Origin of the sequence: Micromonospora sp. NPDC018662 (genome assembly GCF_044391475.1) — a bacterium.
GTDB lineage: Bacteria > Actinomycetota > Actinomycetes > Mycobacteriales > Micromonosporaceae > Micromonospora.
The window spans coordinates 994,122-1,019,031 of the sequence record NZ_JBISAC010000001.1 but is presented as its reverse complement, the minus strand read 5'-3'; the positions used below and the strand labels follow the sequence as shown (position 1 = coordinate 1,019,031).

Sequence of the window (24,910 nt, the reverse complement as noted above, 5' to 3'; positions counted from 1 at the left end):
CATGGGACCGCTCGTCCGCTTCCCCGACGCGTTGCAGCACGCGCCGCTCGGCCGGCTCGTCTCCATCGCCGGCCACGTCGTCGAGCAGCACTGGGGGCGCTACCTGGCCGAGCACCACGGCCTCACCTCCGCCGGCATGCGCGTGCTGATGATCCTGCTGCGCTCCGGCGAGGCCACCCATCGGGAGATGGCCGAGCTGTGCTTCGTCCGACCGGCGACGCTCACCGGCATCGTGGACACGCTGGAGCGGGACGGCTTCGTCAGCCGGCGGCGCGGCCCCGAGGACCGGCGCACCGTCCGGCTCACGCTCACCGACAAGGGGCACGAGCACGCCCGCACCATCATCGACATGATCCAGAGCGACCGCCCGCTGACGTCGGTCGACGCCGACCCGGCCAAGCGCGCGATCATACGCGAATTCCTGACCGAAATCATCACCGGCATGTCCGACGGGGACCTCCGTCGGTTGAACCGGGACAGCGAGTCCGACACCGAGTCGCCAACGGGGAGACATCCGTGCTGATCCGCCTGCTCCAAACCCACCTGCGCCCCTACCGACGACTACTGGCCGCCGTGGTGGCGTTCCAGTTCGTCGGCACGATGGCCTCGCTCTACCTGCCCAGCCTGAACGCCGACATCATCGACCGGGGCGTCGCCCGCGGCGACACCGACCAGATCCTGCGTACCGGCGGGTGGATGCTGGTGGTCAGCCTGCTTCAGATCGCCTGCTCGATCGCCGCCGTATACCTCGGCGCCCGCACCGCGATGGGCTTCGGGCGGGACGTCCGGGGCGCCATCTTCGGCCACGTCAACCGCTTCTCCGCCCGCGAGGTCGCCCGGTTCGGCGCGCCGTCGCTGATCACCCGCAACACCAACGACGTCCAGCAGGTGCAGATGCTGGTGCTGCTGAGCTGCACCATGCTGGTGGCCGCACCGATCATGAGCATCGGCGGCGTGGTGATGGCGCTGCGCGAGGACGTCGGGCTCTCCTGGCTGATGCTGGTCTGCGTGCCGGTGCTGGCCGTCGCGCTGGGCCTGATCATCCGTCGGATGGTGCCCGGCTTCCGGCTCATGCAGACCCGGATCGACACCGTCAACCGGGTGCTGCGCGAGCAGATCACCGGCATCCGGGTGGTTCGGGCCTTCGTCCGCGAGCCGTACGAGACCGACCGCTTCCGGGTGGCCAACACCGAACTGACCGCGACCGCGCTGCGGATCGGCCGGCTCCAGGCGCTGATCTTCCCGATCGTGATGCTGGTGCTCAACGTCTCCAGCGTCGCGGTGCTCTGGTTCGGCGCGTCCCGGGTCGACTCCGGTGAGATCCAGATCGGCGCGCTGACCGCGTTCCTGGCCTACCTGATGCAGATCCTGATGGCGGTCATGATGGCCACCTTCATGCTGATGATGGTGCCCCGCGCCGCGGTGTGCGCGGAACGCATCCAGGAGGTGCTGGACACCGACTCGTCGGTGGTGCCGTCACCCGACCCGGTGACCGAGGTCTCCGGCCGCGGTGAGCTGGAACTGCGCGGCGCCGGCTTCCAGTACCCGGGCGCCACTGCGCCGGTGCTGCACGACATCACGTTCCGGGCCCGGCCGGGCCGCACCACGGCGATCATCGGGTCCACCGGCGCCGGCAAGACCACCCTGCTGACGCTGATCCCCCGGCTGGTCGACCCCACCGCCGGTGCGGTTCTGGTCGACGGCGTGGACGTGCGCGAACTGGCCCCGGACGAGCTGTGGCGTCGGATCGGGCTGGTGCCGCAGCGGCCGTACCTGTTCAGCGGCACGGTGGCGAGCAACCTGCGCTACGGCAACCCGGAGGCCACCGACGCCGACCTGTGGACGGCGCTGGAGATCGCCCAGGCGCGCGACTTCGTCGCCGAGATGCCGGGCGGGCTGGACGCGCCGATCGCGCAGGGCGGCACGAACGTCTCCGGCGGCCAGCGGCAACGCCTGGCGATCGCCCGCGCGCTGGTACGCAAGCCGGAGATCTACCTCTTCGACGACTCCTTCTCCGCGCTCGACCTCGGCACGGACGCCCGGCTACGGGCCGCGCTCAAGCCGGTCACCGCGGACGCGGCGGTGGTGATCGTGGCCCAGCGGGTCTCCACGATCGTGGACGCCGACCAGATCATCGTGCTCGAGGACGGGGGTGTCGTCGGCATGGGACGACACGACGAACTGCTGGAGAACTGCCCGACGTACGCCGAGATCGTGGCGTCGCAGCAAACCGCGGGGGTGGCGGCATGAGCGAACGCACCGAGCGGAGCGAGGGCCGTGAGGGCATGCCCGGCCAGCACGGCATGAGCGAACGCACCGAGCGGAGCGAGGGCCGTGAGGGCATGCCCAATCAGCACGGCATGAGCGAACGCACCGAGCGGAGCGAGGGCCGTGAGGGCATGCCCAATCAGCACGGCATGACTAGGTCGTCGGTACCGCAGCAGGCCGAGCCGAAGCGGCTGCCGGCGGCCGGGCGGCGGCCCGGTGGCCCGCCGCACATGAGCATGGGCATGCCGGCCGAGAAGGCGATGCGGTTCGGGCCGTCCGCCCGCCGGCTGCTGGGTCGGCTGCGACCGCACCGGGTCCAGCTCACCGGCGTGCTGGCGCTGGCGCTGGCCAGCGTGGGGCTCAGCGTGGTCGGCCCGAAGGTGCTCGGCCATGCCACCGACCTGATCTTCAACGGCGTGATCGGCCGGCAACTGCCGCCCGGCACCAGCACCGAGGCGGCGGTGGCCGCGGCCCGGGCCTCGGGCAACGGCAACTTCGCCGACATGCTGGCCCGGATGGACGTGGTGCCCGGCGCCGGCATCGACTTCCCCCGGCTGGGCCGGGTGCTGGCGTTCGCGGTCGCGCTCTACGTGCTCGCGAGCGTCCTGATGTGGGCGCAGGGCTGGGTGCTCAACGGGGTGGTGCAGCGCACCGTGCTGCGCCTGCGCGCCGACGTGGAGGACAAGCTCAACCGGCTGCCGCTGCCCTACTTCGACAAGCAGCCGCGCGGCGAGCTGCTGAGCCGGGTCACCAACGACATCGACAACATCTCGCAGACGCTCCAGCAGACGCTGAGCCAGTTGCTCACCTCGCTGCTCACCGTCGTCGGCGTACTCGGGATGATGTTCTGGATCTCGCCGCTGCTGGCGTCGGTGGCGCTGGTCGCGATCCCGCTGTCGGTGATCGTCACCGGCCAGATCGCCAAGCGGTCGCAGCGCAAGTTCATCGCCCAGTGGACCCACACCGGCGAGCTGAACGCGCAGATCGAGGAGGCGTACACCGGGCACGAGCTGGTCAAGGTGTTCGGCCGGCAGAAGGAGGTCGAGGCCGCCTTCCGCCGGAAGAACGACGAGCTGTTCGACGCCAGCTTCGGCGCGCAGTTCGTCTCCGGGATCATCATGCCGGCGATGTTCTTCATCGGGAACCTCAGCTACGTCGCGATCGCGGTCGTCGGCGGCCTGCGGGTGGCCTCCGGCGCGATGAGTCTCGGCGACGTGCAGGCGTTCATCCAGTACTCGCGGCAGTTCACCCAGCCGCTCACCCAGGTCGCGTCGATGGCCAACCTGCTCCAGTCCGGGGTGGCCTCGGCCGAGCGGGTCTTCGCGGTGCTGGACGCCGACGAGCAGACCCGCGACCCCGCCGAGCCGGCCGGGATCGCCGACCCGCACGGCCGGGTGGAGTTCTCGCACGTCTCCTTCCGCTACGACCCGGAGAAGCCGCTGATCGACGACCTCTCCCTGGTCGCCGAGCCCGGCCACACGGTGGCCATCGTCGGTCCCACCGGCGCCGGCAAGACCACCCTGGTCAACCTGGTCATGCGCTTCTACGAGCTGGACGCCGGGCGGATCACGCTGGACGGGGTGGACATCAGCACGATGCGCCGGGACGACCTGCGCGGCCGGATCGGCATGGTGCTCCAGGACACCTGGCTCTTCGGCGGCACCATCCGGGACAACATCGCCTACGGCCGGCCGGACGCCACCGAGGAGGAGATCCTGGCCGCCTCCCGGGCGACGTTCGTGGACCGGTTCGTCCGCAGCCTGCCGGACGGCTACGACACCGTGATCGACGAGGAGGGCAGCAACGTCAGCGCCGGTGAGAAGCAGCTCATCACCATCGCCCGGGCGTTCCTGGCCGAACCGTCGCTGCTGATCCTGGACGAGGCGACCAGCTCGGTGGACACCCGGACCGAGGTGCTGCTCCAGCGCGCCATGGCGGCGCTGCGCTCGGACCGGACCAGCTTCGTCATCGCGCACCGGCTGTCCACCATCCGCGACGCCGACCTGATCCTGATGATGGAGCGGGGCCGGATCGTCGAGCAGGGCACCCACGACCAGCTCGTGGCCGCCGGCGGCGCGTACGCCCGGCTCTACCGGGCGCAGTTCACCGGCGCGGTCATCTCCGACGAGGTGCCGGCGCCGGCACCCGCCGGCCCGCCGGCCGGGATGCGTCCCGCCGGCACGCCGGCCGGGATGCGTCCCGCCGGCACGCCGGCCGGGAACTGACGTGGATCCCGCGACAGCCCGGACATCACGCGCCGCCCGGGTGACGGCCCGTCACCCGGGCGGCGCGGACGGGTCAGGCCGGCGGGAGCAGGCCGGCCGACCGGCTCGCCACCACGGCGCCGATGAGGGCCAGCGCGTCCGCGCCGGGCATCGGGTCCAACCCGCGCCCGTCGCGCAGGCGCAGCGACACCGAACCGTCGGCCGCCTCCCGGGCGCCGACCACCCCGACGTACGGGACGCCCCGGCGGGACGCGTCCCGGATCCGGGCGCCGAGCGAGCCGCCGGCGTCGACCTCGACCCGCAGGCCGGCCGCCTCCGCCTCCCGGCCCAGCCGCCGGGCCGCGTCGGCCTGCGCGTCGTCGACCGGGAGCAGGAGCAACTGCACCGGGGCGTACCAGGCCGGGAACGCGCCCTGGTGCACCTCGATCAGGTACGCGAACAGCCGCTCCATGCTGCCGACGAGGCTCCGGTGCACCATCACCGGTCGTTTCCGGCGCCCGTCCGAGTCGGTGTACGACAGGTCGAACCGCTCCGGCTTGTCGAAGTCGAGCTGCACGGTGGAGATGGTCGACTCCCGGCCGGCCGCGTCCACGATCTGGATGTCGATCTTCGGACCGTAGAACGCGGCCTCGCCGGGGGCCTCGACGGCGTCCACCCCGTCGAGCGCGGCGCGGAGCAGTTCCTCGGCCCGCGCCCAGCCGGCGTCGTCGCCGACGTACCGCTGCCCCGGCCCGCGCAGCGACAGGCGGAACCCGGCCGGCCGGACGCCGAGCGCGGCGTGCGCCTCGCGGATCAGCCGCAGGATCTCCCGGACCTCGTCGCCGACCTGTTCCAGCGCGCAGAAGTTGTGCGCGTCGTTCAGCGAGATGGCGCGCACCCGGGACAGCCCGCCGAGCACGCCGGAACGCTCCGCCCGATACATCCCGCCCAGCTCGGCGACCCGCAGCGGCAGCTCCCGGTAGGACCGGCCGCGGGCGCGGAACACCAGCGCGTGGTGCGGGCAGAGCGCCGGACGGAGCACGAACTCGTCGTCGGCGCTCAGCCGCATCGGGGGGAACATGTCGTCGGCGAAGTAGCCCAGGTGGCCGGACCGCTCGAACAGCTCCCGCTTGCCCAGTGGCGGCGAGTAGACGTGCCGGTAGCCGGCCCGGCGCTCCAGCTCCCGCACGTACTCCTCGACGGCGTGCCGGGCGGCGGCGCCGGCCGGCAGCCAGATCGGCAGCCCGGCGCCCGCGAGCGGATCGGAGACGAACAGCTCCAGGTCCCGGCCGAGCCTGCGGTGGTCGATCATGTCGCTCTCCTTGATCGGGTACGACCCGGAGGCGAGCTGGTCCGGAACGCCGCGAGGCCCCGGAGCGGATCGCCCCGGGGCCTCGTCGACGGAAACGTCAGTGCGGCGCGCCGGGAATCCCCGGCGTCGTGGTCCTCACCGCGCTGCGCATGCGGTGACCGTACGGCCGGCCGACCGGACGGCGCGACCGTATTTCCGGTCCGCGCCGCCGGTGGCGGGTCAGCGCTTCTCGCAGGCGACACCGTCCTTGTCCCGGTCGAGGTGGGTGTTCTTCGCGTAGACGGTGTTGGACACCGTGAAGTTGGTGACCGGCTTGGTGGTGCCACGCACCTTGTCCTTCGCGCCCTTCTTGCCGACGCCGTGCTTGTAGGTCTTGTTGAGCGCGGTGCAGTTCTTGTATTTGACCGCCGCCGCCTCGGCCGGGCCGGCCACGGCGAGCGCGCCGCCGCCGACCGCCAGGGTCAGGGCGAGCACGCCCCGGAGCAGGGTGGAAACCATCGAGGAGCCTCCTGTGCGGGATTGCTGTTAGCGCCCAAGATCGTATCGAGGGAGGGCGCTCCGGGAGGCGTGCTGTCGCAGGCCCAACAGCGGAGGCGGGGTGCGGGTCGCCGGCACGGGACCTGCCGGCGACCCGCGGCGGCTCGGGCATCGGGAACGGGGGACCCGACGGCGCCGGTGCCGCGTCCCGTCAACGGTACGCCGGTGCGCACGGATCCGCCGCCCCGGCCGATGCCCGGTGGCGGTCATGGCTGACCTCATCGCCCACGTCGCGTCGCCCATGTGGGCGTACGCGCTGCTGTTGACGCTGCTGGTCGCCGACGCCTTCGTCCCGGTGGTGCCGACCCAGGTCGTCATGATCACCAGCGGTGCGCTCACCGTCTACGGCGGGCTCAGCCTGCCGCTCACCATCGCGGTTGGCGCGACCGGCGTCTTCGTCGGCGATCTGGCCTGCTATCTGCTCGGCCGCACCACGCCGGCCCGGCGGGCGGCCCGGCACGCGACGCCGGGGCGGGCCCGTCGTGCCGTCACCCGGGCCACCCGCCGGCTACGCGAGCCCGGACCGCTGGTGATCCTGCTCTGCCGGTTCGTGCCGGGTGGCCGGATGGCGGCCTGCTTCTCGGCCGGCCGCAGCCGCTACCCGTACCGCCTCTTCCTGGGCTACGAGGCGGTGGCGGCCATCGGCTGGGCCGGCTACGGCACGCTCGTCGGTCACCTGGGCGGCACGGCGCTCACCAGGTCGGGGTGGCGGCTGCTGCTGATCGCGGGCCTGGCCGCGGCCGGGTTCGCGGCGGCCGGCTGGGGAATGACCTGGCTCAGCACCCGCCAGCCCCAGCCGTCCGGAGCGACGCCACGAGCACGTGACCACAGCGGAGGAGAATCGATCATGAATGACGGGACGAACTGGCGCGACGTCGGGGCGAAGGCCCGGCGGCTCGATCCCACCTGGAACGACCCCGAGCGGGTGGCCCGACGCCGGCAGCTCAGGAAGCAGATGCTGGCCGCGGTCGACGGCGCACGGCCCGACCGGGCCGGCGAGGAGTCGGACCCGCCGCCCTCCCGGACCGAGGCTCCGGTCGACTGAGTCACGCGATTTCCGAGAACATCGGTGCGCCGCAACCTGAATAGCATAAGTTTTACCACCGCCGAACTCGTCGAAGAGGCGCTCGACCTGCTGGCAGAGCACGGCCCGGCCCTTGGCCGGCCGTTGGTCGATCGGCTGAAGGGCAGCATCTATCACCACATGAAGGAGTTACGACCAGGATCGAGTGGTTCGTCGGAGGTCCGCATGATCTTTGCGTTCGACCCCTTCCGCGAAGCCGTGTTCCTGGTAGCCGGGGACAAGTCGGGGCGGTGGCAGAGTTGGTACCGGATCGCCATCCCGTTGGCGGACGAGCGGTTCCAGGAACACTTGATCAGCTCGAAGGAAGACCGGACATGACCGATTGGGCGAACTGGCGGGACGTCAAGGCGAAGGCTCGGGAGGTCGACCCCTCCTGGGACGACGCCGATCGGGTGGCCAGACGCGGCCGGCTCAGGGAACAGATGCTGGCCTCGGTCAGCGGCGCGCAGTTGGCGGAGATCCGTAAACAGCTGGGCATGACACAGGCTCAGCTGGCGGAAGCAGCAGGCCTGTCTCAGGCCCGGATCAGCCAGATCGAGCACGGAGAGAGCGTCAACCTGGAGATCCTGCGCGCCTACGTCACCGGGCTGGGCGGCCACCTCGACGTGGTGGCCCGAATCGGAAACATCCGGCTCGACGTGGCCTGACGCCTTCCACCGACGCCCCGGTAGGGGTGACCCGGGGATCGAGGTGGGTGGTGGTCCCGAATCCGTCTGGGGCCCGCTCCAGCGACACGCTGGACGCGTGCCTGGAACCCGGAGCAGCGGCCTGCTGGCCCTCGGCGAGATAGCCCTGGCTGCGGTGCCCGCCGTGATCGGCCTGACCGCGCGCCTGCTCATCCTCACCGGTCGCTGCGCGCTGGCGGCGACCGGCGAGCTGCACCTCTGAGGCCCTGCCGCGCTACTCCAGCTCGTGCAGCATGAGCTGGCGGGCGGCCTCGGTGATCGAGCCGGACAGGCTCGGATAGATCGTGATGGTCTGGGCCAGCTCGTTGACGGTGAGGTTGTTCTCCACCGCCATGGTGATCGGCAGGATCAGCTCACTGGCCTTCGGCGCCACCACCACGCCGCCGATCACCTGACCGCTGGCCGGCCGGCAGAACAGCTTCACGAAGCCGTCGGCCAGGTCGTCCATCTTCGCCCGGGCGTTGCCGGACAGCGGCAGCATCACCTGGCGGGCCGGGGTCTTGCCGGCGTCCACCTCGTCCTGCGACACGCCGACGGTGGCCAGCTCCGGGTCGGTGAACACGTTCGCCGCCACGGTACGCAGGCGCAGCGGCCGCACCGCCTCGCCCAGCGCGTGCCACATCGCGATCCGGCCCTGCATGGCCGCGACGCTGGCCAGCGGCAGCACGCCGGTGCAGTCGCCGGCCGCGTAGACGCCCGGCACGTTGGTGCGGGAGACCCGGTCGACCGTGACGTAGCCGCCCCGGGCCAGCTCGACGCCATATTCCGCCAGGCCCAGGTCGGCGGTGTTCGGGATCGAGCCGACCGCGATCAGCGCGTGCGAGCCGGTGACCTGCCGACCGTCGGAGAGCACCACCTCCACGCCGTCGCCGACCCGGCGGACCTCCTCGGCCCGGGAGTTGTTGAGGATGCTCATGCCCCGGTTGCGGAACACCCGCTCGATCGCCATCGCGGCGTCGGCGTCCTCGTGCGGCATCACCCGGTCCCGGCTGGAGACCAGCGTGACCTGGACACCCATGGCCAGGTAGGCGCTGGCGAACTCGGCGCCGGTGACGCCGGAGCCGACCACGATCAGGTGCTCGGGCAGCTCGGGCAGGTCGTACACCTGCCGCCAGGTCAGGATCCGCTCGCCGTCGGGCCGCGCGGTGGGGAGCTGGCGCGGGGTCGCGCCGGTGGCGACCAGCACGGTGGAGGCGCCGACCGGGTACGCGGCCGAGCCGTCGGCCGGGGTGACGATCACCTGGTGGGTGTGGCCGAGCGTGTCCTCGCCGAGCCGCGCCGTGCCGGCGACGAACTCCACCCCGGCCTTGACCAGCTTGGCGTGGATGTCGGCGGACTGGGCCAGGGCGAGCCGCTTGACCCGTTCGTGCACCGCCGTGGCGTCGACGGTGACCGCCTCCAGGCCGTCGGAGTGGATCCCGAACTCCTCGGTGTCCCGGTAGCCGGTGACCACCTCCGAGCTGGCGATGAAGGTCTTGGAGGGCACGCAGTCGGAGAGCACGCAGGCGCCGCCGGCGCCCTCCGCCTCGACCACTGTGACATCGGCGTCCAGCTGGGCGGCGACCAGCGCCGCCTCGTACCCGGCCGGCCCACCGCCGATGATCACGATCTGGCTCACAGCTTCAGCCCCTCGTCCGTGCTCACAGTGACTTTCTTCTCCCCGTCGTGCCCGACACGCACCGTCGTATTCTCCCTCACCCGCTGACCGGGCTATCGTCGTCGCCGTGCGTCTCTACGCCGCTTACGGCTCAAACCTGGACCCCGCTCGCATGCGCGCCTACTGCCCGCATTCGCCGATGGTGGGCACCGGCTGGTTGGAGGGGTGGCGGCTCACCTTCGCGGGCGAGGACGTCATCGGCTGGGAGGGCTCGGTCAGCACCGTGGTCGAGTCCCCGGGCGACCGGGTCTTCGTGGCGCTCTACGACATCCACCCGTACGACGCCGCCCAGCTCGACGAGATCGAGGGCGTGACCGCCGGGACGTACCGCAAGCTGACCGTCCGCATCTCGACGCTGGACGGGGACGTGACCGCGTGGGTCTACGTCTTCGACGGCTACGAGGGCGGCCTGCCGACCTCCTGGTATCTGTCGGAGATCGCGAACGCGGCGGAGAAGGCGGGCGCGCCGGACGACTACGTCACCGAGCTGCGGTCCCGCCCCACCGGCACGGCGTCCGCGTAGCGCGTCTCCCACCCCGACAGTGTGCGCCGAACGACCGGCCGGCCGCTCGGCGACCCCGGCACGGGGGGCCCGGGTCACACCCCCGGGGCGGTCACGGTCCGCTCGTATATGTCGGTCCAGCGCTCCTCCACCAGCCCGACCGAGCGGTAGAGCGTGACCGGGGCGGTCGGGTTGGCCAGGTCCACGCCCAGCCCGGCCCGGACGCGACCCTTGGCCGCGTAGACCGCGAAGGCCCGGCGCAGCAGCGCCGCACCCACCCCACGCCGCCGGTGGGCCGGCAGCACGGACAGCGTCCGGACCCAGCCCGAGCCCTGGTCCACCGCCTGGTCGGAGGACTGCAACGCCCCGGCCGGCTCGCCGTCGACAGCGGCCACGAACCACTCGTCCCAGACCCTGCCGTACGCCGGGATCAGCTCCCGCCAGCGGGCGAAGTCGAGCGGCTCGTAGTCGAGCGTGTCGCGGAACGCGGTGTCGTGGATCCGGTGGAACAGCCGCAGGTCGGCCTCGTCGTCGGGGCGCAGCGGCCGGACCGTCACCCCGGTCGGCGGGGGCGGCTCGGCCGGCAGGTCGGCCAGCGAGCGACTCATCCGGACGTACCGCTTGACCCGGTGGAACCCGGCCTCGACCAGCTCGCCCGCCCAGCGGGTCTCCGGCGCGCACGCGCCGGTGCGCGCGGTCAGCGCGGGCACGCCGCGCGCGGCGGCCCGTTCGGCGACGCGGTCGAGCAGCCGGGCCAGCAGCGGGGCACGCAGTTCGACGCCCCGGACCGGGTCGACGAGCACGTCCACCCACTCCCGGCCCACGCCGCTCGGGTTGCTCAGGATCGACCAGGCCACCGCCGTCCCGTCCGGGTCGGTGACCAGCCAGGAATCCTCGGCCGGGTCGACGAAGGGCGCGGTCAGCGCGTCCCGCACGTCGTCGGCGTCGAAGTCCGGGTATCCCACGGCGAACGTGTCGGCGGCGTGCACCACCGCCAGGATCGCGGGGACGTCGTCGAGGGTGGGGCGGCGGGCCGTCCAACCGGCGGGGAGCGTCACGCGGCCGATCCTGGCAGCCGGGCCGGCCGTCGCGCCTCTCAATTATCCGCGCCGGGCGTGCCGCCGCGCGGCGGTGAGCAACTCGACCAGTTCCGTGCCGCCGGCCGGGCCGAGGGCGTGGAACGCCGGGGACACCAGGCGGTCGGTCACCGCCTCGGCCCAGATCCGGCGCCGCACCAGCGGCCCGACCGGCGGGTACGGCGGCGCCCACCCGCAGGCGGCGGCGCCCGCCTCCCCTTCCGGCCCGGCCAGCACCGCCTCCAGCGGGGTCAGCCCGGCGGCCCGCACCGCCAGCAGGTACGCCCCGGCGAAGTGCTCGCGCAGCAGCAGCAGGCCGACGGCCGCGCGGGCGCCGGCGGACGGGTCGGGCGCCGGCATCGACATGGCCCGCCAGGCGGCGAAGAGCGGCATGGCGCTGCCGTCCGCCGCGTCGACGGCCCGGCCGAGCAGCCCGGCCAGCCGGGACACCCCGGGTGCGTCGCCCAGCCGGGTCGCGCCCCACCGGCAGCACTCGGCCAGGTTGGCGGCGGCCACCTCCAGCGGCGGCACCGTCCGCGCCGAGGCGTCCCAGCCGTCCGCGACCGCCTCCGGGGCGATGAAGCCGAGCGTCGCGGCCACCGTCTCGGCGCGGACGTCGCCGAGCGCGCCGGCCCGCCCGGTGATGTAGAAGGCCCACCCGGAGATGCCGAGCAGCCGGGCCCGGCGCAGCGTGGACGGGCAGCGGGAGAACGCCTCCCCGAGTTCCAGCACCAGTGGTTTGCTGGCGGCGACGACCTGCTCGGGAGTCATCGGCGGTCCGCCGTCCGTCCACCGTGGCCGTTCATCACGCTCAGTCTGCCCGGTCGTCACCGTCTTCGGCATCCCCCTCTTCGGCGTCGAGCGCCTCCAACACGGCCTCCACCTCGCCGGCCCGCCGACGGGCGGCGGTGAGCGTCCGTTCCGCGCCCCGACGGGCCAGCCGGGCCCGGCTCAGCTCCTGTTCGGCCACGGCCCGGCGGCGCTCCAACTCGGCCAGCTCGGTCTCGATCCGGTCCAGCGTCGCCATGCCGTCCCGTTCGGCCGCGCCCGCGCCGGCCAGCTCCTGCTCGGCCCGGTCCAGGTCCGCGCGGGCCTTCGCCAGTTCCCGGGTCGCCGCCCGTCGCCGGGCGGCCCGTTCGGCCCGCGCCGCCCGCTCGTCGCGGGCCCGCCGCGCGTCGGCCCGCGCGGTCGCCCCGTCCGGTACGCCGGACCTGCCGGCCCCGTCCGGTACGCCGGACCTCCCGGCCCGTTCCGGTCCGGCGGTCTCCTCCTCGCCGCCGGTCACCAGTCGGAGCTGCGGACGGGGCACCTCGCCGAACCCGGCGTAGTGGCTGGCCCGCAGCAGCCGGCCGGCGCGTACCTGCTCGGCCACCTCGGTGTCGGAGAGCGCGGCGTTGAGCGTCGCCTCCACCTCGCCCAGCGGCAGCTTCCCGACCGGTGGCGCGGCGGGTTCGGCGGCGGCCAGCTCGCGTACCTCGGCGACCAGCGCGCCCACGACGGCGCGGCGCTGGGCGGAGAGTTCCCGGAGCTTGCCGCCGCGCAGGTCGCGTTGCGCCGCGCGGAGCGACTCGGCGAGCCGGGCCAGGTCGGCGACCAGCTCGGGTCGCCGGATCGCGAGCAGGTTGACCAGCCAGGCCGCGACCGTGGGCCGGCGCAGCCGACCGATCTCCCGGGCGGTACGCGGATCGCCGGCCTGGCGGGCCTGGGCGACGGCGGCGTCCCGGGCCGCGACGAACTTCTCCGGCGGCGTGGCATAGAGCCGCCGGACCACCTCGGCCGGAACGTCAGGCATCGATCCGGGTGCCCGGCTCCAGACGGCGGTAGTCGGTTCCGGACATCGCGGTGTACTGCCGGTCCAGGATCCCGAAGCCGTTGGCGTTGAGCAGCCCGTCGTGCAGCGCGTACGCCCGGCGCGGGGCGACCGCGCGGATGAAGTCGAGCACCTCGGAGAACTTCGACCAGGGCGCGTGGATCGGGGCGAACAGCGTGTCCACCTGGATGTCGTCGGGGACGAACAACGCGTCGCCCGGGTGGTAGACCGTGTCGTCGAACAGGTAGCCCAGGTTCGGGATCACCGGGATGTCCGGGTGGATGACGGCGTGCTGGCCCCCGTACGCGCGCACCGGCACGCCCGCGGCGGTGAACGACTCCCCCGGCGCGACCACCACGAGCGCCTCGGCGGCGTCGCCGAGCACGCCGGCGAGCGAGGCCGGGCCGTGCACCGGCACCGCCCGCCGCTCCAGCGCCCGGGTCAGCGCGGCGACGTCCACGTGGTCCGGATGCTCGTGGGTGACCAGCACCGCGTCCGCCCCGTCCAGCGCCTCGGCCGCGTCGCTGAAGACCCCGGGGTCGACGACCAGCACTCCCCCGTCGTGCTCCAGCCGGAGACAGGAGTGGGCGTACTTGGTGAGCCGCATCGTGACTCCTCCAATATCGAATCGTGACGTCCTCAGCGCAGTCTGCCGGAACCGGCGCGACCACGCGTCGCGTCCGAGGTATCGGCCCCGACCGGCGGGGCCGACGACGATCGGAGCGGGGAATGGGCGGACGACGACTCCGGGGCGGGTCCCTGGTGGCGGTGGGCCTGGCCGCGATGCTGGCCGTGGGCGCGTGCAGCGCCGGTGGGGACAGCGGTGGCGACTCGGCGGCGAAGGCGCCGCAGGCGGCCGAGGGTGGGGCGGATCGCGACCAGGCGGCGCCGGGCGGGACCGGCGGTGCCGACCTGCGGGTGGACCAGCGGTCCATCATCTACACCGGAACGATGCAGGTACGGGTGGACGACGTGGACCGCGCGGCGCGGGAGGCGACCGCCGCGGTGGCGGCGGTCGGCGGCTTCGTCGGCGGTGACCGCCGGTCGAGTTCGTCCGCGGACGCCCGGGCGGTGCTGACGCTGCGGGTGCCGGCGGACAGGTTCGCCGGCGTGATCGACCAGTTGGCCGGCTACGGCCGGCAGGAACGCCGGGAGATCCGCACCGAGGACGTCACCGAGCAGGTGGTCGACCTGGACGCCCGGATCGCCACCCAGCGGGCCCGGGTGGAGAGCGCCCGCAAGTTGCTCGCCCAGGCGAGTTCCGTGGACCAGCTCGTGACGCTGGAGAACGAGGTGGGCACCCGGCAGGCGGACCTGGCCGCGTTGGAGGCACGCAAGCGCCGGCTGGCCGACCTGACCGCGCTCTCCACCATCACGGTGACGTTCCTGGGCCAGGACGCCAGCACCGCCGAGGAGGACGCCGACCTCGGCTTCCTCTCCGGCCTCGGTGGCGGCTGGGCGGTGTTCCTCACCTCGGTTCGCGTACTGCTCACCGTGCTCGGCGCCGTGCTGCCGTTCGCGGTGGTGATCGGCGTACCGCTGTGGTTGCTGCTGCGCTGGCGGCGGCGGGTGCGGGCCCGGCGGACGCCGCCGCCCGGCCCGTACCCGATGGGACCGCCGCCGGTCGGGCCGGGCGGCGGCCCGGTCAGCGCGCCGCCGCCAGTGCCCGCAGCGCGGTCTGGACCATGAGGCGTACGCCCACCTCGATGGCGCGCTCGTCCACGTCGAAGGAGGCCCGGTGCAGGTCCACGTTGGGACCGCTCCGGCCGACGCCGAGGCGGGCGAGCGCGCCGGGCACGTGCTCCAGATACCAGGAGAAGTCCTCGCCACCCATGCTCTGCGGCGTCTCGGCGATGCCCTCCGGCCCGAGCGCCGACGCGGTGGCGGCGGTGAGCACGCCGATGGCCCCGGCGTCGTTGGTCACCGGCGGGCGACCGCGGAGGTATTCCAGGTCGACGGTGGCGCCGGTGGGGGCGAGCACGTCCCGCACCACCTGGGCCACGATCTTGGGGGCCTGGTCCCAGGTCTCCCGGTCCATCACCCGCAGCGTGCCGGCGGCGGACGCCTCGGAGGGGATGACGTTGTAGCGGGTGCCGGCCGAGGCGTGGCCGAACACCAGCAGCAGCCCGCTGTTGGCCGGCACCCGGCGACTGATCAGCGTCGGCACCTCGGTGACCAGCCGGCCGAGCGCGTCGACCAGGTCGACGGTCAGGTGCGGCCGGGCGGTGTGCCCGCCCGGCCCGGTGAGCCGGACGGTGACGTTGTCGGCGGCGGCGGTGATCGGGCCGACCCGCAGGCCGACCTTGCCGACCGGCAGGTTCGGGTCGCAGTGCAGCGCGAAGATCTGCACCACGTCGTCCAGGCCGCCGGCCTCGATGACCTCCAGCGAGCCGCAGGGCAGGATCTCCTCGGCCGGCTGGAAGATGAGCCGCACCCGACCGTCGAGCTGGCCGAGGTCGGCGAGCTGGGCGAGCAGCATGCCGACGCCGAGCAGCACGGCGGTGTGCACGTCGTGGCCGCAGGCGTGGCAGACGCCGTCCACGGTGGAGCGGTACGGCACGTCCTTCGGGTCGCTCAGCGGCAGCGCGTCGATGTCGGCGCGGAGCGCCACCACCGGTCCGTCGGGGCGACCGTCGACGTCGCAGATGACGCCGTTGCCCTTCGGCAGCATGCGCGGGCTCAGCCCGGCGAGGGAGAGCTCCCGGTGCACCAGGGCGGCCGTCTCGAACTCCTCGCCCGACAGTTCCGGGTGGGAGTGGATGTGACGGCGGGTCGCGATGAGGCCGGGCACCCGCAGCGCGAGCAGATGGTCGAGCTCGAAGGGCAGGGGCTGGGAACCGGTCGGCGCCTCGGGCCGGGACGACGCCAGCGGGCCGCCCGAGGGCAGCGTCAACGCACTCGTCACGTCGAATTCTCGATCACTTGAGAGGGATGGATCATCGGGTAGGACAGCAGACAGCCTAGACCCCCGACGGTGACGCTGCGCAACGTCTTTCTGGTAGCGGTCGGACCGCGCAGCGTCACGAATGCCCTGGTGGGAGCGCTCGAATATCTGCGGGACAGCAGGTAGATCGCGGTCGGACGCCGTCATCTGCCCCCCACCTCCTACAACGCGTAACCGATTCATCGATTACCAAAAGTCGAGTGGTCGTTCCGAATTGTCGCATTAGTCGCGGCAATTAACTGCCGCTCCGACACTTGCCCGACAACAGTCGGCTGCCGGGCGGCTCCCGACGGTGACATGACCGTCCGCCGACCGACCGCACATGCTGTCCGTCCCGTTCACCCGATCGGGTTACCCGCATTCCGAAATCGCACACCCGGGCGCGAGGCGGGCCCGCGACGCCGACGACCCGACACGCCCGGTGCGGCGCGCCGACGCCGGGCGTGTCGGCTCGGAAACATGTCCACGACAGAAGCGGTATGCCTCTCAGTCATAAATATGACTGAGAGGCATACCGTTCACGAGCGGACTCTTCTTCCCAGCGGTAACGCTGGGTGAAGGCCGCGAGCGCGGGCATCCCGCTGCCCGGCCGCCGGCTCCGGGATCGGGTCAGAAGCGGTCACTCGGCCGGTGGATCCCCCACACGGCGCGCAGCGTCCCGCAGACCTCGCCGACCGTGGCCCGGGCGCGCAGCGCCTCCTTCATCGGATAGAGCACGTTCGTGTCGCCCTCGGCCGCGGCGCGCAGCTCGGCCAGCGCCCGCTCGACCGCGCCCGAGTCACGCTCCGCACGCAGCTTGGCCAGCCGATCCGCCTGGGCCGCCTCGATCGACGGATCCACCCGCAGCGGCTCGTACGGCTCCTCCTCGTCGACCCGGAACCGGTTGAGCCCGACCACCACCCGCTCGCCCGCGTCGATCTCCTGGGCGATCCGGTACGCGGACTGCTCGATCTCCCGCTTCTGGAAGCCGGCCTCGATGGCGTCCACCGCCGAGCCGTGGTCGAACACCCGGTCCATCAGCTCGACCGCCGCCGACTCCAGCTCGTCGGTCATCGCCTCGATCACGTACGACCCGGCGAACGGGTCGACGGTGGCGGTGAGATCCGTCTCGTACGCCAGCACCTGCTGGGTCCGCAGCGCCAGCCGGGCTGCCTTCTCGGTGGGCAGCGCGATCGCCTCGTCGAAGCTGTTGGTGTGCAGCGACTGGGTGCCGCCGAGCACCGCGCCCAGGCCCTGCACCGCCACCCGGACCAGGTTGACCTCCGGCTGCTGCGCGGTGAGCTGCACGCCGGCGGTCTGGGTGTGGAACCGCAGCATCATCGACTTCGGGTTCTTCGCGCCGAAGTCGTCGCGCATCAGGCGGGCCCAGATGCGGCGGGCCGCGCGGAACTTGGCGACCTCCTCCAGCAGCGTGGTGCGGGCCACGAAGAAGAACGACAGCCGGGGCGCGAAGTCGTCCACGGCCAGCCCGGCCGCGAGCGCCGCCCGGACGTACTCCACGCCGTTGGCCAGCGTGAACGCGATCTCCTGCGCGGGCGAGGCGCCGGCCTCGGCCATGTGGTAGCCGGAGATGGAGATGGTGTTCCACTTCGGCACCTCGGCCCGGCAGTAGGCGAAGGTGTCGGCGACCAGCCGCAGCGAGGGCTTCGGCGGGAAGATGTACGTCCCCCGGGCGATGTACTCCTTGAGGATGTCGTTCTGGATGGTCCCGTTGAGCGCCGCGCCGGGCACCCCGGTCTCCTCCGCCACGAGCTGGTAGAGCAGCAGCAGCACCGAGCCGGGCGCGTTGATGGTCATCGAGGTGGAGACCTTGTCCAGCGGGATCCCGCCGAAGAGCGTGCGCATGTCCTCGATGGAGTCGATGGCGACGCCGACCTTGCCCACCTCGCCGTGCGCGATCGGGTCGTCCGAGTCGTACCCCATCTGGGTGGGCAGGTCGAACGCGACCGACAGGCCCATGGTGCCGGCCCGCAGCAGCTGGTGGTAGCGCGCGTTGCTCTCGGTGGCGGTGCCGAAGCCGGCGTACTGCCGCATGGTCCACGGCCGGGACGTGTACATCGTCGGGTAGACCCCGCGGGTGTACGGGTAGTCGCCCGGCTCGCCGAGTCGGGAGTCCAGGTCCGCCGGAAGGTCGGCCGCCGTGTAGACGCCCTTGATCGGGAAACCCGACTCGCTTGACCGCGCATCGCTCATTACCGGATGGTAGGACGCGACCGCCGCCCGATGGGTGAGGGATACCGCACACCGGGAGCCGGCGGCCCACCGGAGGTGAGTAGCTGGCCACATACCGTCGAGTAGGTAAACGCCCGCCGCGTCGGGTTTCGCATCGGGCGTCGGAACCAGCAAGATAGAGGGGTTGTGTCCCAGCCCCCTCGATATCCCCCGGTGGCTTTTCTGTGACTCAGATTCCGACGTGGAGCGGCGGACCGGCCAGTCCCCCCACTGGACGCGCGGCGCCCGGCACCACCATCGGTGGTCGCTACTCGCTGCGCTCCCCGGTGGGCAACGGCGGCATGGGCACGGTCTGGCGGGCCACAGACACACTTCTGCGCCGAGACGTGGCGGTCAAGGAGGTCGTCCTCCCGCCGGGGCTCGCCCCCAGCGACCGCGACGCGCTCTACGAGCGGACGCTGCGCGAGGCCCGCGCCGCCGCCGCGATCCAGCACCCGGCCGTGGTGCAGGTCTACGACGTGGTCACCGAGGGCGGCCGGCCGTGGATCGTGATGGAGCTGCTGGACGCCCGCAGCCTGGCCGACATGGTGATCGAGGACGGCCCGGTCGCGCCGCGTGCGGTCGCCAAGATCGGCATCGCGCTGCTCGGCGCGCTGGAGGTGGCGCACGCGCTCAGCGTGCTGCACCGCGACGTCAAGCCGGCCAACGTGCTGATCTGCTCCGACGGGCGCTGCGTGCTGACCGACTTCGGCGTCGCCCGGATGCCCACCGACGTGCAGCTCACCACGCCCGGCATGGTGCTCGGCTCGCCGCACTTCATCTCCCCCGAGCGGGCCATGGGCCAGGAGTTCGGGCCGCCCAGCGACCTGTTCTCGCTCGGCGTGACGCTCTACACCGCGGTCGAGGGCCGGCCCCCGTTCGACAAGGGCGACCCGATCGAGACCATGCACGCCGTGGTGGAGGACCCACCGGCCACGCCGCAGCGCAGCGGCGCGCTCACCGGCGTGCTGATGGGCCTGCTGGAGAAGGACCCGGCCCGCCGCCTCGACGTGCACCGGGCCCGGGCCATGCTGCGCGAGCTGCTCGCCGGGCCGCTGACCAGCACCGCCACCGCGGTCAACTCGGTCACCGACCCGTACGCGGTGGTGCCGGTGCCGCGCCCGACCACGCCGCCGCCGGCCGCGCCGGAGCCGAAGCCCAGCGGGCAGATCGGCGGCCGGGCGATGATCGGCCCGAGCGAGTCGCTCACCGACCGCCTCGCCGCGCTGCGACGCGGGGAGCGCCCCGCCGCGAAGCCGGCGACCGGCGCCGCGGCGCTCGACGAGACCAGCGCCGACGCGCTCGCCGGCCCGCTGCACACGCCCACCGGCGCGATGTCCGGGCCGGACGCGCCCGAGGCCACCCAGCGCATCTCCCCGGACCCGACCGTCCGGCTGGGGTCGGGCTCGGACGCCACGCAGCATGTCCCCACCACCACCCGCGCGCCGGCCACCTACGGCGGCAGCGCCGACGCCACCCAGCCGGTGTACGGCGGTGGCGCGCAGTGGTCGGTGCCGGGCACCGGCCAGCCGTGGACCACGCCGGCCACCGCGCCCGCCGTCGGCGGTGGCAAGGCTTCGGGTCTGCTCGGCAAGGTCAAGGCGTGGCCCCGCAAGGTCCAGCTCGCCGCCGCCGGCGGCCTGGCCGTGGTGCTGCTGGTGAGCGTGATCGCGCTGACCAGCGGGGGCGGTGACGACGCGCCGCCGCCGATCGTGGGCACGCTGCCGTCGAACTCGGCCGCCGCCGCGCCGGAGATGCAGGAGCAGACCGTCAAGGGCATCACCATTCAGGTGCCGAAGGGCTGGCAGCGGCAGACCGGTGGCCTCTTCGTCGACTACGTCGACCCGAACGACGAGGGCCGCAAGGTGCGAGTCATCGCCGAGGAGTGGGGCGGCACCTCGATCAGTTGGGCCGAGTTCGCCTCGCGCAACCTGAAGAGCAAGACCGCCAAGAGCAAGACCTGCCCGGCCCCCTACACCGAGGTCTCGGTCTCTGAGCAGCCGCTCGCCGGCCAGACCGCGGGCCAGCTCGAATACACCTGCGGCGAGGGCGAGGCCATGCGGCACGGCATCTGGCGGGGACTGGTCTCCGACGGCAAGGTCTACTCGTTCTACCTCTCCTCCACCGACGCGCGGTTCGCCGAGAGCAAGCCGATCTTCGACGCGATGGCCGGGTCGTTCCGGCTCCCGGCCGACAACTGAGTCGAGGCCGACGACCTGTGGTGATCCGCCGCCGTGCTATCAAGAGGCCATGGCGGCGGACACCACTGACCTTGACGACCTTCGCGTTTCAGCCGAGCGCTGGCTCGCCGACGACCCCGACCCGGCCGACCGGGACGAGCTGCGCGCCGTCCTCGACGGGCTGCCCGGCACGGCCGCCGAGCTGGCCGACCGGTTCGCCGGCCCGCTGACGTTCGGCACCGCCGGCCTGCGCGGCCCGCTGCGCGCCGGGCCCAACGGGATGAACCTCGCCGTGGTCACTCGGGCCGCCGCCGGGCTGGTCGGCTGGCTCGCCGCCCAGGGCGGCGAGGGCCCGCTGGTGATCGGGTACGACGCCCGGCGCGGCTCGCGGGCGTTCGCCGAGCGCACCGCGCAGGTGGCCACCGGCGCGGGTCGGCCGGCGCTGCTGCTGCCCCGCCCGCTGCCCACGCCGGTGCTGGCGTTCGCGGTGCGGCAGCTCGGCGCCGTCGCCGGCGTGATGGTCACCGCCAGCCACAACCCGCCGCAGGACAACGGCTACAAGGTCTACCTGGGCGCGCAGCTCGGCGGTGAGCTGGGCGCGGGGGCGCAGATCGTGCCGCCGGCCGACGCCGGCATCGAGGCGGCCATCCGCGCGGTCGGCCCGCTCGCCCAGGTGCCGCTCGGCGCGGCCGGCCAGGTGCTCGGCGACGAGCTGGTCGCCGCGTACGTGGACCGGGCCGCCGCGGTGGTGGACCCGGCCGGGCCGCGCGACCTGAAGGTGGCGTACACGCCGCTGCACGGGGTGGGCGCGGCGGTGCTGACCGCCGCGTTCGCGCGGGCCGGCTTCGGCGTGCCCGGGGTGGTGCCCGAGCAGGCGGAACCGGATCCGGCGTTCCCGACCGTCAACTTCCCCAACCCGGAGGAGCCGGGCGCGGTGGACCTGCTGGTAGCGCTCGCCGACCGCACCGGCGCGGACCTGGCGATCGCCAACGACCCGGACGCGGACCGGTGCGCGGTGGCCGTACGCGATGCCGGGTCCTGGCGGATGCTGCGCGGCGACGAGGTGGGCGCGCTGCTCGCCGACCACCTGATGCGGCGCGGCGTGACCGGCCTGTACGCCACCACCATCGTCTCGTCGACGCTGCTGCGGGCCATGGCCGAGGCGCGCGGGCTGCCCTACGACGAGACGCTGACCGGGTTCAAGTGGATCGTCCGGGCCGGCGGCGGCCGGGAGCCGCTGGTGTACGGCTACGAGGAGGCGCTGGGCTACTGCGTCGCGCCCGGCCACGTCCGGGACAAGGACGGCATCACCGCCGCGTTGACCGTCGCCGAGCTGGCCGCCGGCCTGAAGGCTCAGGGTCGTACGCTCACCGACCGGCTGGACGAGCTGGCCGCCGAGTTCGGCGTGCACCACACCGACCAGCTCTCGGTGCGGGTGGAGGACCTGCGGGTGATCGCGGACGCGATGGCGCGGATCCGGGCGGCCACCCCGACCGCGCTGCTCGGGCAGCCGGTCGCCGAGGCGTCCGACCTGCTCCCCGACGCGGACGTGGTGATCCTGCGCACCGACGCCGCCCGGGTGGTGATCCGGCCCTCCGGCACCGAGCCGAAGCTCAAGGCGTACCTGGAGGTGGTGGCGCCGGTGACCGACGGCGACGTCCCGGCGGCCCGGCGCCGGGCCCGCGCGGCCGTCACCGAGCTGCGCACCGAGATCGCCGCCGCCCTGGGCCTGTAACCGGATGCAAGGAAGGGGCCCCGCTTAACACCAGGTGTTAAGCGGGGCCCCTTCCTCTACCGAAAACGTTAAGCGGGGCCCCCGCCTTGCACGGGCCGCTTGCCGAGGGCGGCGTCGACGGCCTGGGCGAGCGCGGCGATGACCAGGCTCACCGACGGGCGTACCACGCTGTCGTCCAGGCTCACCGTGCCGGAGAACCCGGCGCCGGCCGCGATCTCCTCCAGCCGCCTGCCGGCGTCGTCCGCGGCGGCGCCGGTGAGCCCGAGCGCCGGCTCCATCCGCAGCACCGCGACCAGCGTGGCGAGCGCGGCGGTCCGCTCGTCCGGGAGCTGCCCGCTGGTCAGCGCGTCGGCCAGCCGGCCCCGGATGTCCGCCTCGACCGAGCCGTCCGCCACCGGGTAGCGGTGCACGTGGATGAAGCCCAGCTCGGTCTCGTCGACGTCGCGGACCACGCCCCGTTCGCAGAGGTCGCCGAGGATCCGGTCGCGCAGCCCGTGTCGCAGCCGCTGGACCCACGAGGACGGCGTGTGCGGCGTGTCCGCGGCGATCTTGGCGAGCACCGCGTCCGCGATCGGCTCGCCGGTCGGCGCCGGGTCGACCACCGCCAGGTTCCCGTCCGCGTACGCGACCCGGCCGGCCAGGGCCAGCTCGACCAGCACCGCCGCGGCCATGCCCAGGTCCAGGCTGATCCGCGGCATGGCGGCCTTGCCGGATTCGTCGTCATACGCGAGGAGGAGCAACTCCTCGGCGAGCGCAACACCAGTCATGGCCCGGAACGCTAGCGCCTCCCCGCACCCTCGCGCACCAACTCCCCGCCGTCGCCCCCTCCCCCCGCGCTCCCCCCGCGCTCTCCCCCGCTCTCCCCCCGCCTGTTTCACGGAAAGAGGGCCTATTCGAGGGGGAATGGGGCCACTTTCCGTGAATCAGGCGACGTGAGGGCGGGGTGGGGCGGGGTGGAATGGGTGGGTGGGGGTCAGAAGCGGGGCATGCCGCCGAACTGGCGGTCGCCGGCGTCGCCCAGGCCGGGGACGATGAACATGCGGTCGTTCAGGCCCTCGTCGATGCTCGCCGTCACCAGGCGCAGCGGCAGGCCGCTGCGCTTCAGCCGCTCGATGCCGACCGGGGCGGCCAGCACGCAGAGCACGGTGATGTCGGTGCAGCCCCGGTCGGCGAGCAGCCGGCAGCAGTGCTCCAGCGAGCCCCCGGTGGCCAGCATCGGGTCGAGCACCAGCACCGGCAGGCCGCTGAGGTCCCGGGGCAGCGACTCCATGTACGCCCGCGGCTCGTACGTCTCCTCGTCGCGGGCCAGGCCCACGAAACCCATCGACGACTCGGGCACCAGGGCGAGCGCGGCGTCGGCCATGCCGAGACCGGCTCGCAGCACCGGTACGAGCAGCGGCGGGTTGGCCAGCCGGGTGCCTTCGGTGGCGGTGACCGGGGTCTGGATCGAGTAGTTCTCGACGGGGAAGGAGCGCGCGGCCTCGTACACCAGCATGGTGGTGAGTTCGCGCAGCGCCGCCCGGAACGACGACGAGTCGGTCCGAGCGTCCCGCATGGCGGTCAGCCGCGTCTGGGCGAGCGGATGGTCAATGACGTGTACGTCCACGATCGCTCAACCTACCGGTCCCCGGCCCGGCGTACGGCGGGTGCGGGCGGACCAGCGACGCCGCTCACGTGCGGCACCCACGACCGCTTCGCCGTGACCAAGATCACTCGACTCGCGGGTGCGTACTATTCGGGGCATGACGGCGACAGCGACGTCGGCCCGGTCGGACCTCTCCGAGCTGGGACGATCCGAAACCGCTCTGCGGACCTTCCTGCACGGCCTGCCGGGCGTGGACCAGGTCGGCGCGGAGCAGCGGGCGGCCCAGCTCGGCACCCGCTCCATCAAGACCACCGCCAAGGCCCAGGCGATCGACCTGGCCATCCGGATGGTCGACCTGACCACCCTGGAAGGGGCGGACACCCCGGGCAAGGTGCGGGCGCTGGCCGCCAAGGCGCTGCGCCCCGACCCGTCCGACCCGTCCTGCCCGCACGTCGGCGCGGTCTGCGTCTACCCGGCGATGGTCCCGTACGTGGCCGAGGTGCTGGCCGGCAGCGGCGTGCACCTGGCCAGCGTGGCGACCGCGTTCCCGTCCGGGCAGGCGCCGTTGGAGATCAAGCTCGCCGACGTCCGGGCCGCCGTCGCGGCCGGCGCCGACGAGATCGACATGGTGATCAACCGCGGCGCGTTCCTGGCCGGCCGCTACGCCGAGGTGTACGACGAGATCGTGGCCACCAAGGAGGCGTGCGGGGACGCGCACCTCAAGGTGATCCTGGAGACCGGCGAGCTGGCCACCTACGACAACGTGCGACGCGCCTCCTGGCTCGCCATGCTGGCCGGCGGCGACTTCATCAAGACCTCCACCGGCAAGGTCCCGGTCGCGGCCACGCTCCCGGTGACGCTGGTGATGCTGGAGGCGGTCCGCGACTTCCGCGCCGCCACCGGGCGGCAGGTCGGCGTGAAGCCGGCCGGCGGCATCAAGAACACCAAGGACGCGATCAAGTACCTGGTCATGGTCAACGAGACGGTCGGCGCCGACTGGCTCGACCCGGACTGGTTCCGGTTCGGCGCGTCCAGCCTGCTCAACGACCTGCTCATGCAGCGCACCAAGCTGACGACCGGTGTCTACGCCGGCCCCGACTACTTCACCCTGGACTGAAC

The 24,910-nt window shown here is 73.1% G+C and carries 23 protein-coding genes; 12 read left to right on the top strand and 11 right to left on the bottom strand.

Features of this window, described 5'->3' with window-relative positions; genetic code table 11:
- Window position 1: 1 nt before the first annotated feature.
- The 3 genes from ACH495_RS05025 to ACH495_RS05015 all read left to right on the top strand — a co-directional run bounded on the left by ACH495_RS05025 (window position 2) and on the right by ACH495_RS05015 (window position 4,493).
- The gene (locus tag ACH495_RS05025; RefSeq protein ID WP_396856532.1) at window positions 2-523 is read left to right on the top strand and encodes a MarR family winged helix-turn-helix transcriptional regulator; all 522 of its coding nucleotides are present in this window, start codon (window positions 2-4) and stop codon (window positions 521-523) included.
- Window positions 517-2,250 (top strand): ABC transporter ATP-binding protein, encoded by a 1,734-nt coding sequence (locus tag ACH495_RS05020; protein WP_396856416.1) that lies wholly within the window; start codon window positions 517-519, stop codon window positions 2,248-2,250. Before ACH495_RS05025 ends, ACH495_RS05020 begins: the two co-directional genes overlap by 7 nt.
- 149 nt (window positions 2,251-2,399) lie before the next feature.
- The gene (locus ACH495_RS05015; protein WP_396856531.1) at window positions 2,400-4,493 is read left to right on the top strand and encodes an ABC transporter ATP-binding protein; all 2,094 of its coding nucleotides are present in this window, start codon (window positions 2,400-2,402) and stop codon (window positions 4,491-4,493) included.
- 73 nt (window positions 4,494-4,566) lie between these two features.
- On the opposite strand, the gene thrS is transcribed toward ACH495_RS05015, so the two are convergent.
- Window positions 4,567-5,799 carry a threonine--tRNA ligase gene (gene thrS, locus ACH495_RS05010; RefSeq protein WP_396856530.1) on the bottom strand — a complete coding sequence of 411 codons (1,233 nt, stop codon included), beginning with the start codon at window positions 5,797-5,799 and terminating at the stop codon, window positions 4,567-4,569.
- Between the two features lie 204 nt (window positions 5,800-6,003).
- Complete coding sequence (locus tag ACH495_RS05005; RefSeq protein ID WP_396856415.1) at window positions 6,004-6,282, bottom strand: excalibur calcium-binding domain-containing protein; 279 nt, start codon at window positions 6,280-6,282, stop codon at window positions 6,004-6,006.
- Between the two features lie 247 nt (window positions 6,283-6,529).
- Between ACH495_RS05005 and ACH495_RS05000 the strand changes: the two genes are divergently transcribed.
- The 4 genes from ACH495_RS05000 to ACH495_RS04985 all read left to right on the top strand — a co-directional run bounded on the left by ACH495_RS05000 (window position 6,530) and on the right by ACH495_RS04985 (window position 8,293).
- Window positions 6,530-7,366 carry a DedA family protein gene (locus ACH495_RS05000; RefSeq protein ID WP_396856414.1) on the top strand — a complete coding sequence of 279 codons (837 nt, stop codon included), beginning with the start codon at window positions 6,530-6,532 and terminating at the stop codon, window positions 7,364-7,366.
- Window positions 7,367-7,390: 24 nt separating this feature from the next.
- Window positions 7,391-7,723, top strand: coding sequence for a type II toxin-antitoxin system RelE/ParE family toxin (locus ACH495_RS04995; protein WP_396856413.1), 333 nt, complete (start codon window positions 7,391-7,393; stop codon window positions 7,721-7,723).
- Complete coding sequence (locus tag ACH495_RS04990) at window positions 7,720-8,052, top strand: helix-turn-helix domain-containing protein (RefSeq protein ID WP_396856412.1); 333 nt, start codon at window positions 7,720-7,722, stop codon at window positions 8,050-8,052. The genes ACH495_RS04995 and ACH495_RS04990 overlap by 4 nt, the downstream gene beginning before the upstream one ends.
- Before the next feature lie 97 nt (window positions 8,053-8,149).
- A complete protein-coding gene (locus tag ACH495_RS04985; protein ID WP_396856411.1) occupies window positions 8,150-8,293 on the top strand; it encodes a hypothetical protein in 144 nt (47 codons plus the stop codon).
- Between the two features lie 12 nt (window positions 8,294-8,305).
- Here ACH495_RS04985 and ACH495_RS04980 read toward each other — a convergent pair whose 3' ends face one another.
- A complete protein-coding gene (locus ACH495_RS04980) occupies window positions 8,306-9,709 on the bottom strand; it encodes an NAD(P)H-quinone dehydrogenase (protein WP_396856410.1) in 1,404 nt (467 codons plus the stop codon).
- A 106-nt stretch (window positions 9,710-9,815) separates the two neighbouring features.
- Here ACH495_RS04980 and ACH495_RS04975 point away from each other — a divergent pair, with 106 nt between their 5' ends.
- A complete protein-coding gene (locus ACH495_RS04975; RefSeq protein WP_281942908.1) occupies window positions 9,816-10,271 on the top strand; it encodes a gamma-glutamylcyclotransferase in 456 nt (151 codons plus the stop codon).
- 74 nt (window positions 10,272-10,345) lie between these two features.
- Here the strand turns inward: ACH495_RS04975 and ACH495_RS04970 are convergent, their stop codons facing one another.
- From ACH495_RS04970 to ACH495_RS04955, 4 genes are read right to left on the bottom strand one after another with little or no spacing between them, the layout of a single operon-like run.
- Complete coding sequence (locus ACH495_RS04970) at window positions 10,346-11,308, bottom strand: GNAT family N-acetyltransferase (RefSeq protein WP_396856409.1); 963 nt, start codon at window positions 11,306-11,308, stop codon at window positions 10,346-10,348.
- 42 nt (window positions 11,309-11,350) lie between these two features.
- Complete coding sequence (locus ACH495_RS04965; protein ID WP_396856408.1) at window positions 11,351-12,097, bottom strand: hypothetical protein; 747 nt, start codon at window positions 12,095-12,097, stop codon at window positions 11,351-11,353.
- 40 nt (window positions 12,098-12,137) lie between these two features.
- Window positions 12,138-13,118, bottom strand: coding sequence for a hypothetical protein (locus tag ACH495_RS04960; RefSeq protein ID WP_396856407.1), 981 nt, complete (start codon window positions 13,116-13,118; stop codon window positions 12,138-12,140).
- The gene (locus ACH495_RS04955; protein ID WP_396856406.1) at window positions 13,111-13,743 is read right to left on the bottom strand and encodes an MBL fold metallo-hydrolase; all 633 of its coding nucleotides are present in this window, start codon (window positions 13,741-13,743) and stop codon (window positions 13,111-13,113) included. Before ACH495_RS04955 ends, ACH495_RS04960 begins: the two co-directional genes overlap by 8 nt.
- 122 nt (window positions 13,744-13,865) lie before the next feature.
- Here ACH495_RS04955 and ACH495_RS04950 point away from each other — a divergent pair, with 122 nt between their 5' ends.
- Window positions 13,866-14,825: a DUF4349 domain-containing protein gene (locus ACH495_RS04950; RefSeq protein ID WP_396856405.1), complete on the top strand. Its 960-nt coding sequence runs from the start codon at window positions 13,866-13,868 to the stop codon at window positions 14,823-14,825.
- Here the strand turns inward: ACH495_RS04950 and ACH495_RS04945 are convergent.
- Both ACH495_RS04945 and ACH495_RS04940 read right to left on the bottom strand, forming a co-directional pair.
- Window positions 14,782-16,041, bottom strand: coding sequence for an amidohydrolase (locus ACH495_RS04945; protein WP_396856404.1), 1,260 nt, complete (start codon window positions 16,039-16,041; stop codon window positions 14,782-14,784). The genes ACH495_RS04950 and ACH495_RS04945 overlap by 44 nt on opposite strands.
- A gap of 648 nt (window positions 16,042-16,689) precedes the next feature.
- Window positions 16,690-18,273 carry a methylmalonyl-CoA mutase gene (locus tag ACH495_RS04940; RefSeq protein WP_396856403.1) on the bottom strand — a complete coding sequence of 528 codons (1,584 nt, stop codon included), beginning with the start codon at window positions 18,271-18,273 and terminating at the stop codon, window positions 16,690-16,692.
- A gap of 203 nt (window positions 18,274-18,476) precedes the next feature.
- Here ACH495_RS04940 and ACH495_RS04935 point away from each other — a divergent pair, with 203 nt between their 5' ends.
- Entirely contained in the window at window positions 18,477-20,492 is a 2,016-nt protein-coding gene (locus ACH495_RS04935) for a serine/threonine-protein kinase (protein ID WP_396856402.1), read from the top strand.
- A gap of 49 nt (window positions 20,493-20,541) precedes the next feature.
- Complete coding sequence (locus tag ACH495_RS04930; protein ID WP_396856401.1) at window positions 20,542-22,206, top strand: phospho-sugar mutase; 1,665 nt, start codon at window positions 20,542-20,544, stop codon at window positions 22,204-22,206.
- Between the two features lie 68 nt (window positions 22,207-22,274).
- On the opposite strand, the gene ACH495_RS04925 is transcribed toward ACH495_RS04930, so the two are convergent.
- Both ACH495_RS04925 and upp read right to left on the bottom strand, forming a co-directional pair.
- A complete protein-coding gene (locus tag ACH495_RS04925) occupies window positions 22,275-22,973 on the bottom strand; it encodes a GPP34 family phosphoprotein (RefSeq protein ID WP_396856400.1) in 699 nt (232 codons plus the stop codon).
- 206 nt (window positions 22,974-23,179) lie between these two features.
- Window positions 23,180-23,812: a uracil phosphoribosyltransferase gene (gene upp, locus ACH495_RS04920; protein WP_396856399.1), complete on the bottom strand. Its 633-nt coding sequence runs from the start codon at window positions 23,810-23,812 to the stop codon at window positions 23,180-23,182.
- A 136-nt stretch (window positions 23,813-23,948) separates the two neighbouring features.
- On the opposite strand from upp, the gene deoC reads away from it, so the two are divergent.
- Window positions 23,949-24,908, top strand: a complete 960-nt coding sequence (gene deoC, locus ACH495_RS04915; RefSeq protein WP_396856398.1) for a deoxyribose-phosphate aldolase — start codon at window positions 23,949-23,951, stop codon at window positions 24,906-24,908.
- Window positions 24,909-24,910 lie beyond the last annotated feature (2 nt).

Bases quoted from the DNA above. Each gene is read 5' to 3' on its own strand.
- ACH495_RS05000 (WP_396856414.1), top strand. From the start codon at position 6,530: ATGGCTGACCTCATCGCCCACGTCGCGTCGCCCATGTGGGCGTACGCG.
- ACH495_RS05015 (WP_396856531.1), top strand. From the start codon at position 2,400: ATGCCCAATCAGCACGGCATGACTAGGTCGTCGGTACCGCAGCAGGCC.
- ACH495_RS04930 (WP_396856401.1), top strand. From the start codon at position 20,542: ATGGCGGCGGACACCACTGACCTTGACGACCTTCGCGTTTCAGCCGAG.
- ACH495_RS05025 (WP_396856532.1), top strand. From the start codon at position 2: ATGGGACCGCTCGTCCGCTTCCCCGACGCGTTGCAGCACGCGCCGCTC.
- ACH495_RS04990 (WP_396856412.1), top strand. From the start codon at position 7,720: ATGACCGATTGGGCGAACTGGCGGGACGTCAAGGCGAAGGCTCGGGAG.
- ACH495_RS04940 (WP_396856403.1), bottom strand. From the start codon at position 18,273: ATGAGCGATGCGCGGTCAAGCGAGTCGGGTTTCCCGATCAAGGGCGTC.
- ACH495_RS04965 (WP_396856408.1), bottom strand. From the start codon at position 12,097: ATGACTCCCGAGCAGGTCGTCGCCGCCAGCAAACCACTGGTGCTGGAA.
- deoC (WP_396856398.1), top strand. From the start codon at position 23,949: ATGACGGCGACAGCGACGTCGGCCCGGTCGGACCTCTCCGAGCTGGGA.
- ACH495_RS04960 (WP_396856407.1), bottom strand. From the start codon at position 13,118: ATGCCTGACGTTCCGGCCGAGGTGGTCCGGCGGCTCTATGCCACGCCG.
- ACH495_RS04925 (WP_396856400.1), bottom strand. From the start codon at position 22,973: ATGACTGGTGTTGCGCTCGCCGAGGAGTTGCTCCTCCTCGCGTATGAC.
- ACH495_RS04955 (WP_396856406.1), bottom strand. From the start codon at position 13,743: ATGCGGCTCACCAAGTACGCCCACTCCTGTCTCCGGCTGGAGCACGAC.
- ACH495_RS04950 (WP_396856405.1), top strand. From the start codon at position 13,866: ATGGGCGGACGACGACTCCGGGGCGGGTCCCTGGTGGCGGTGGGCCTG.
- ACH495_RS05005 (WP_396856415.1), bottom strand. From the start codon at position 6,282: ATGGTTTCCACCCTGCTCCGGGGCGTGCTCGCCCTGACCCTGGCGGTC.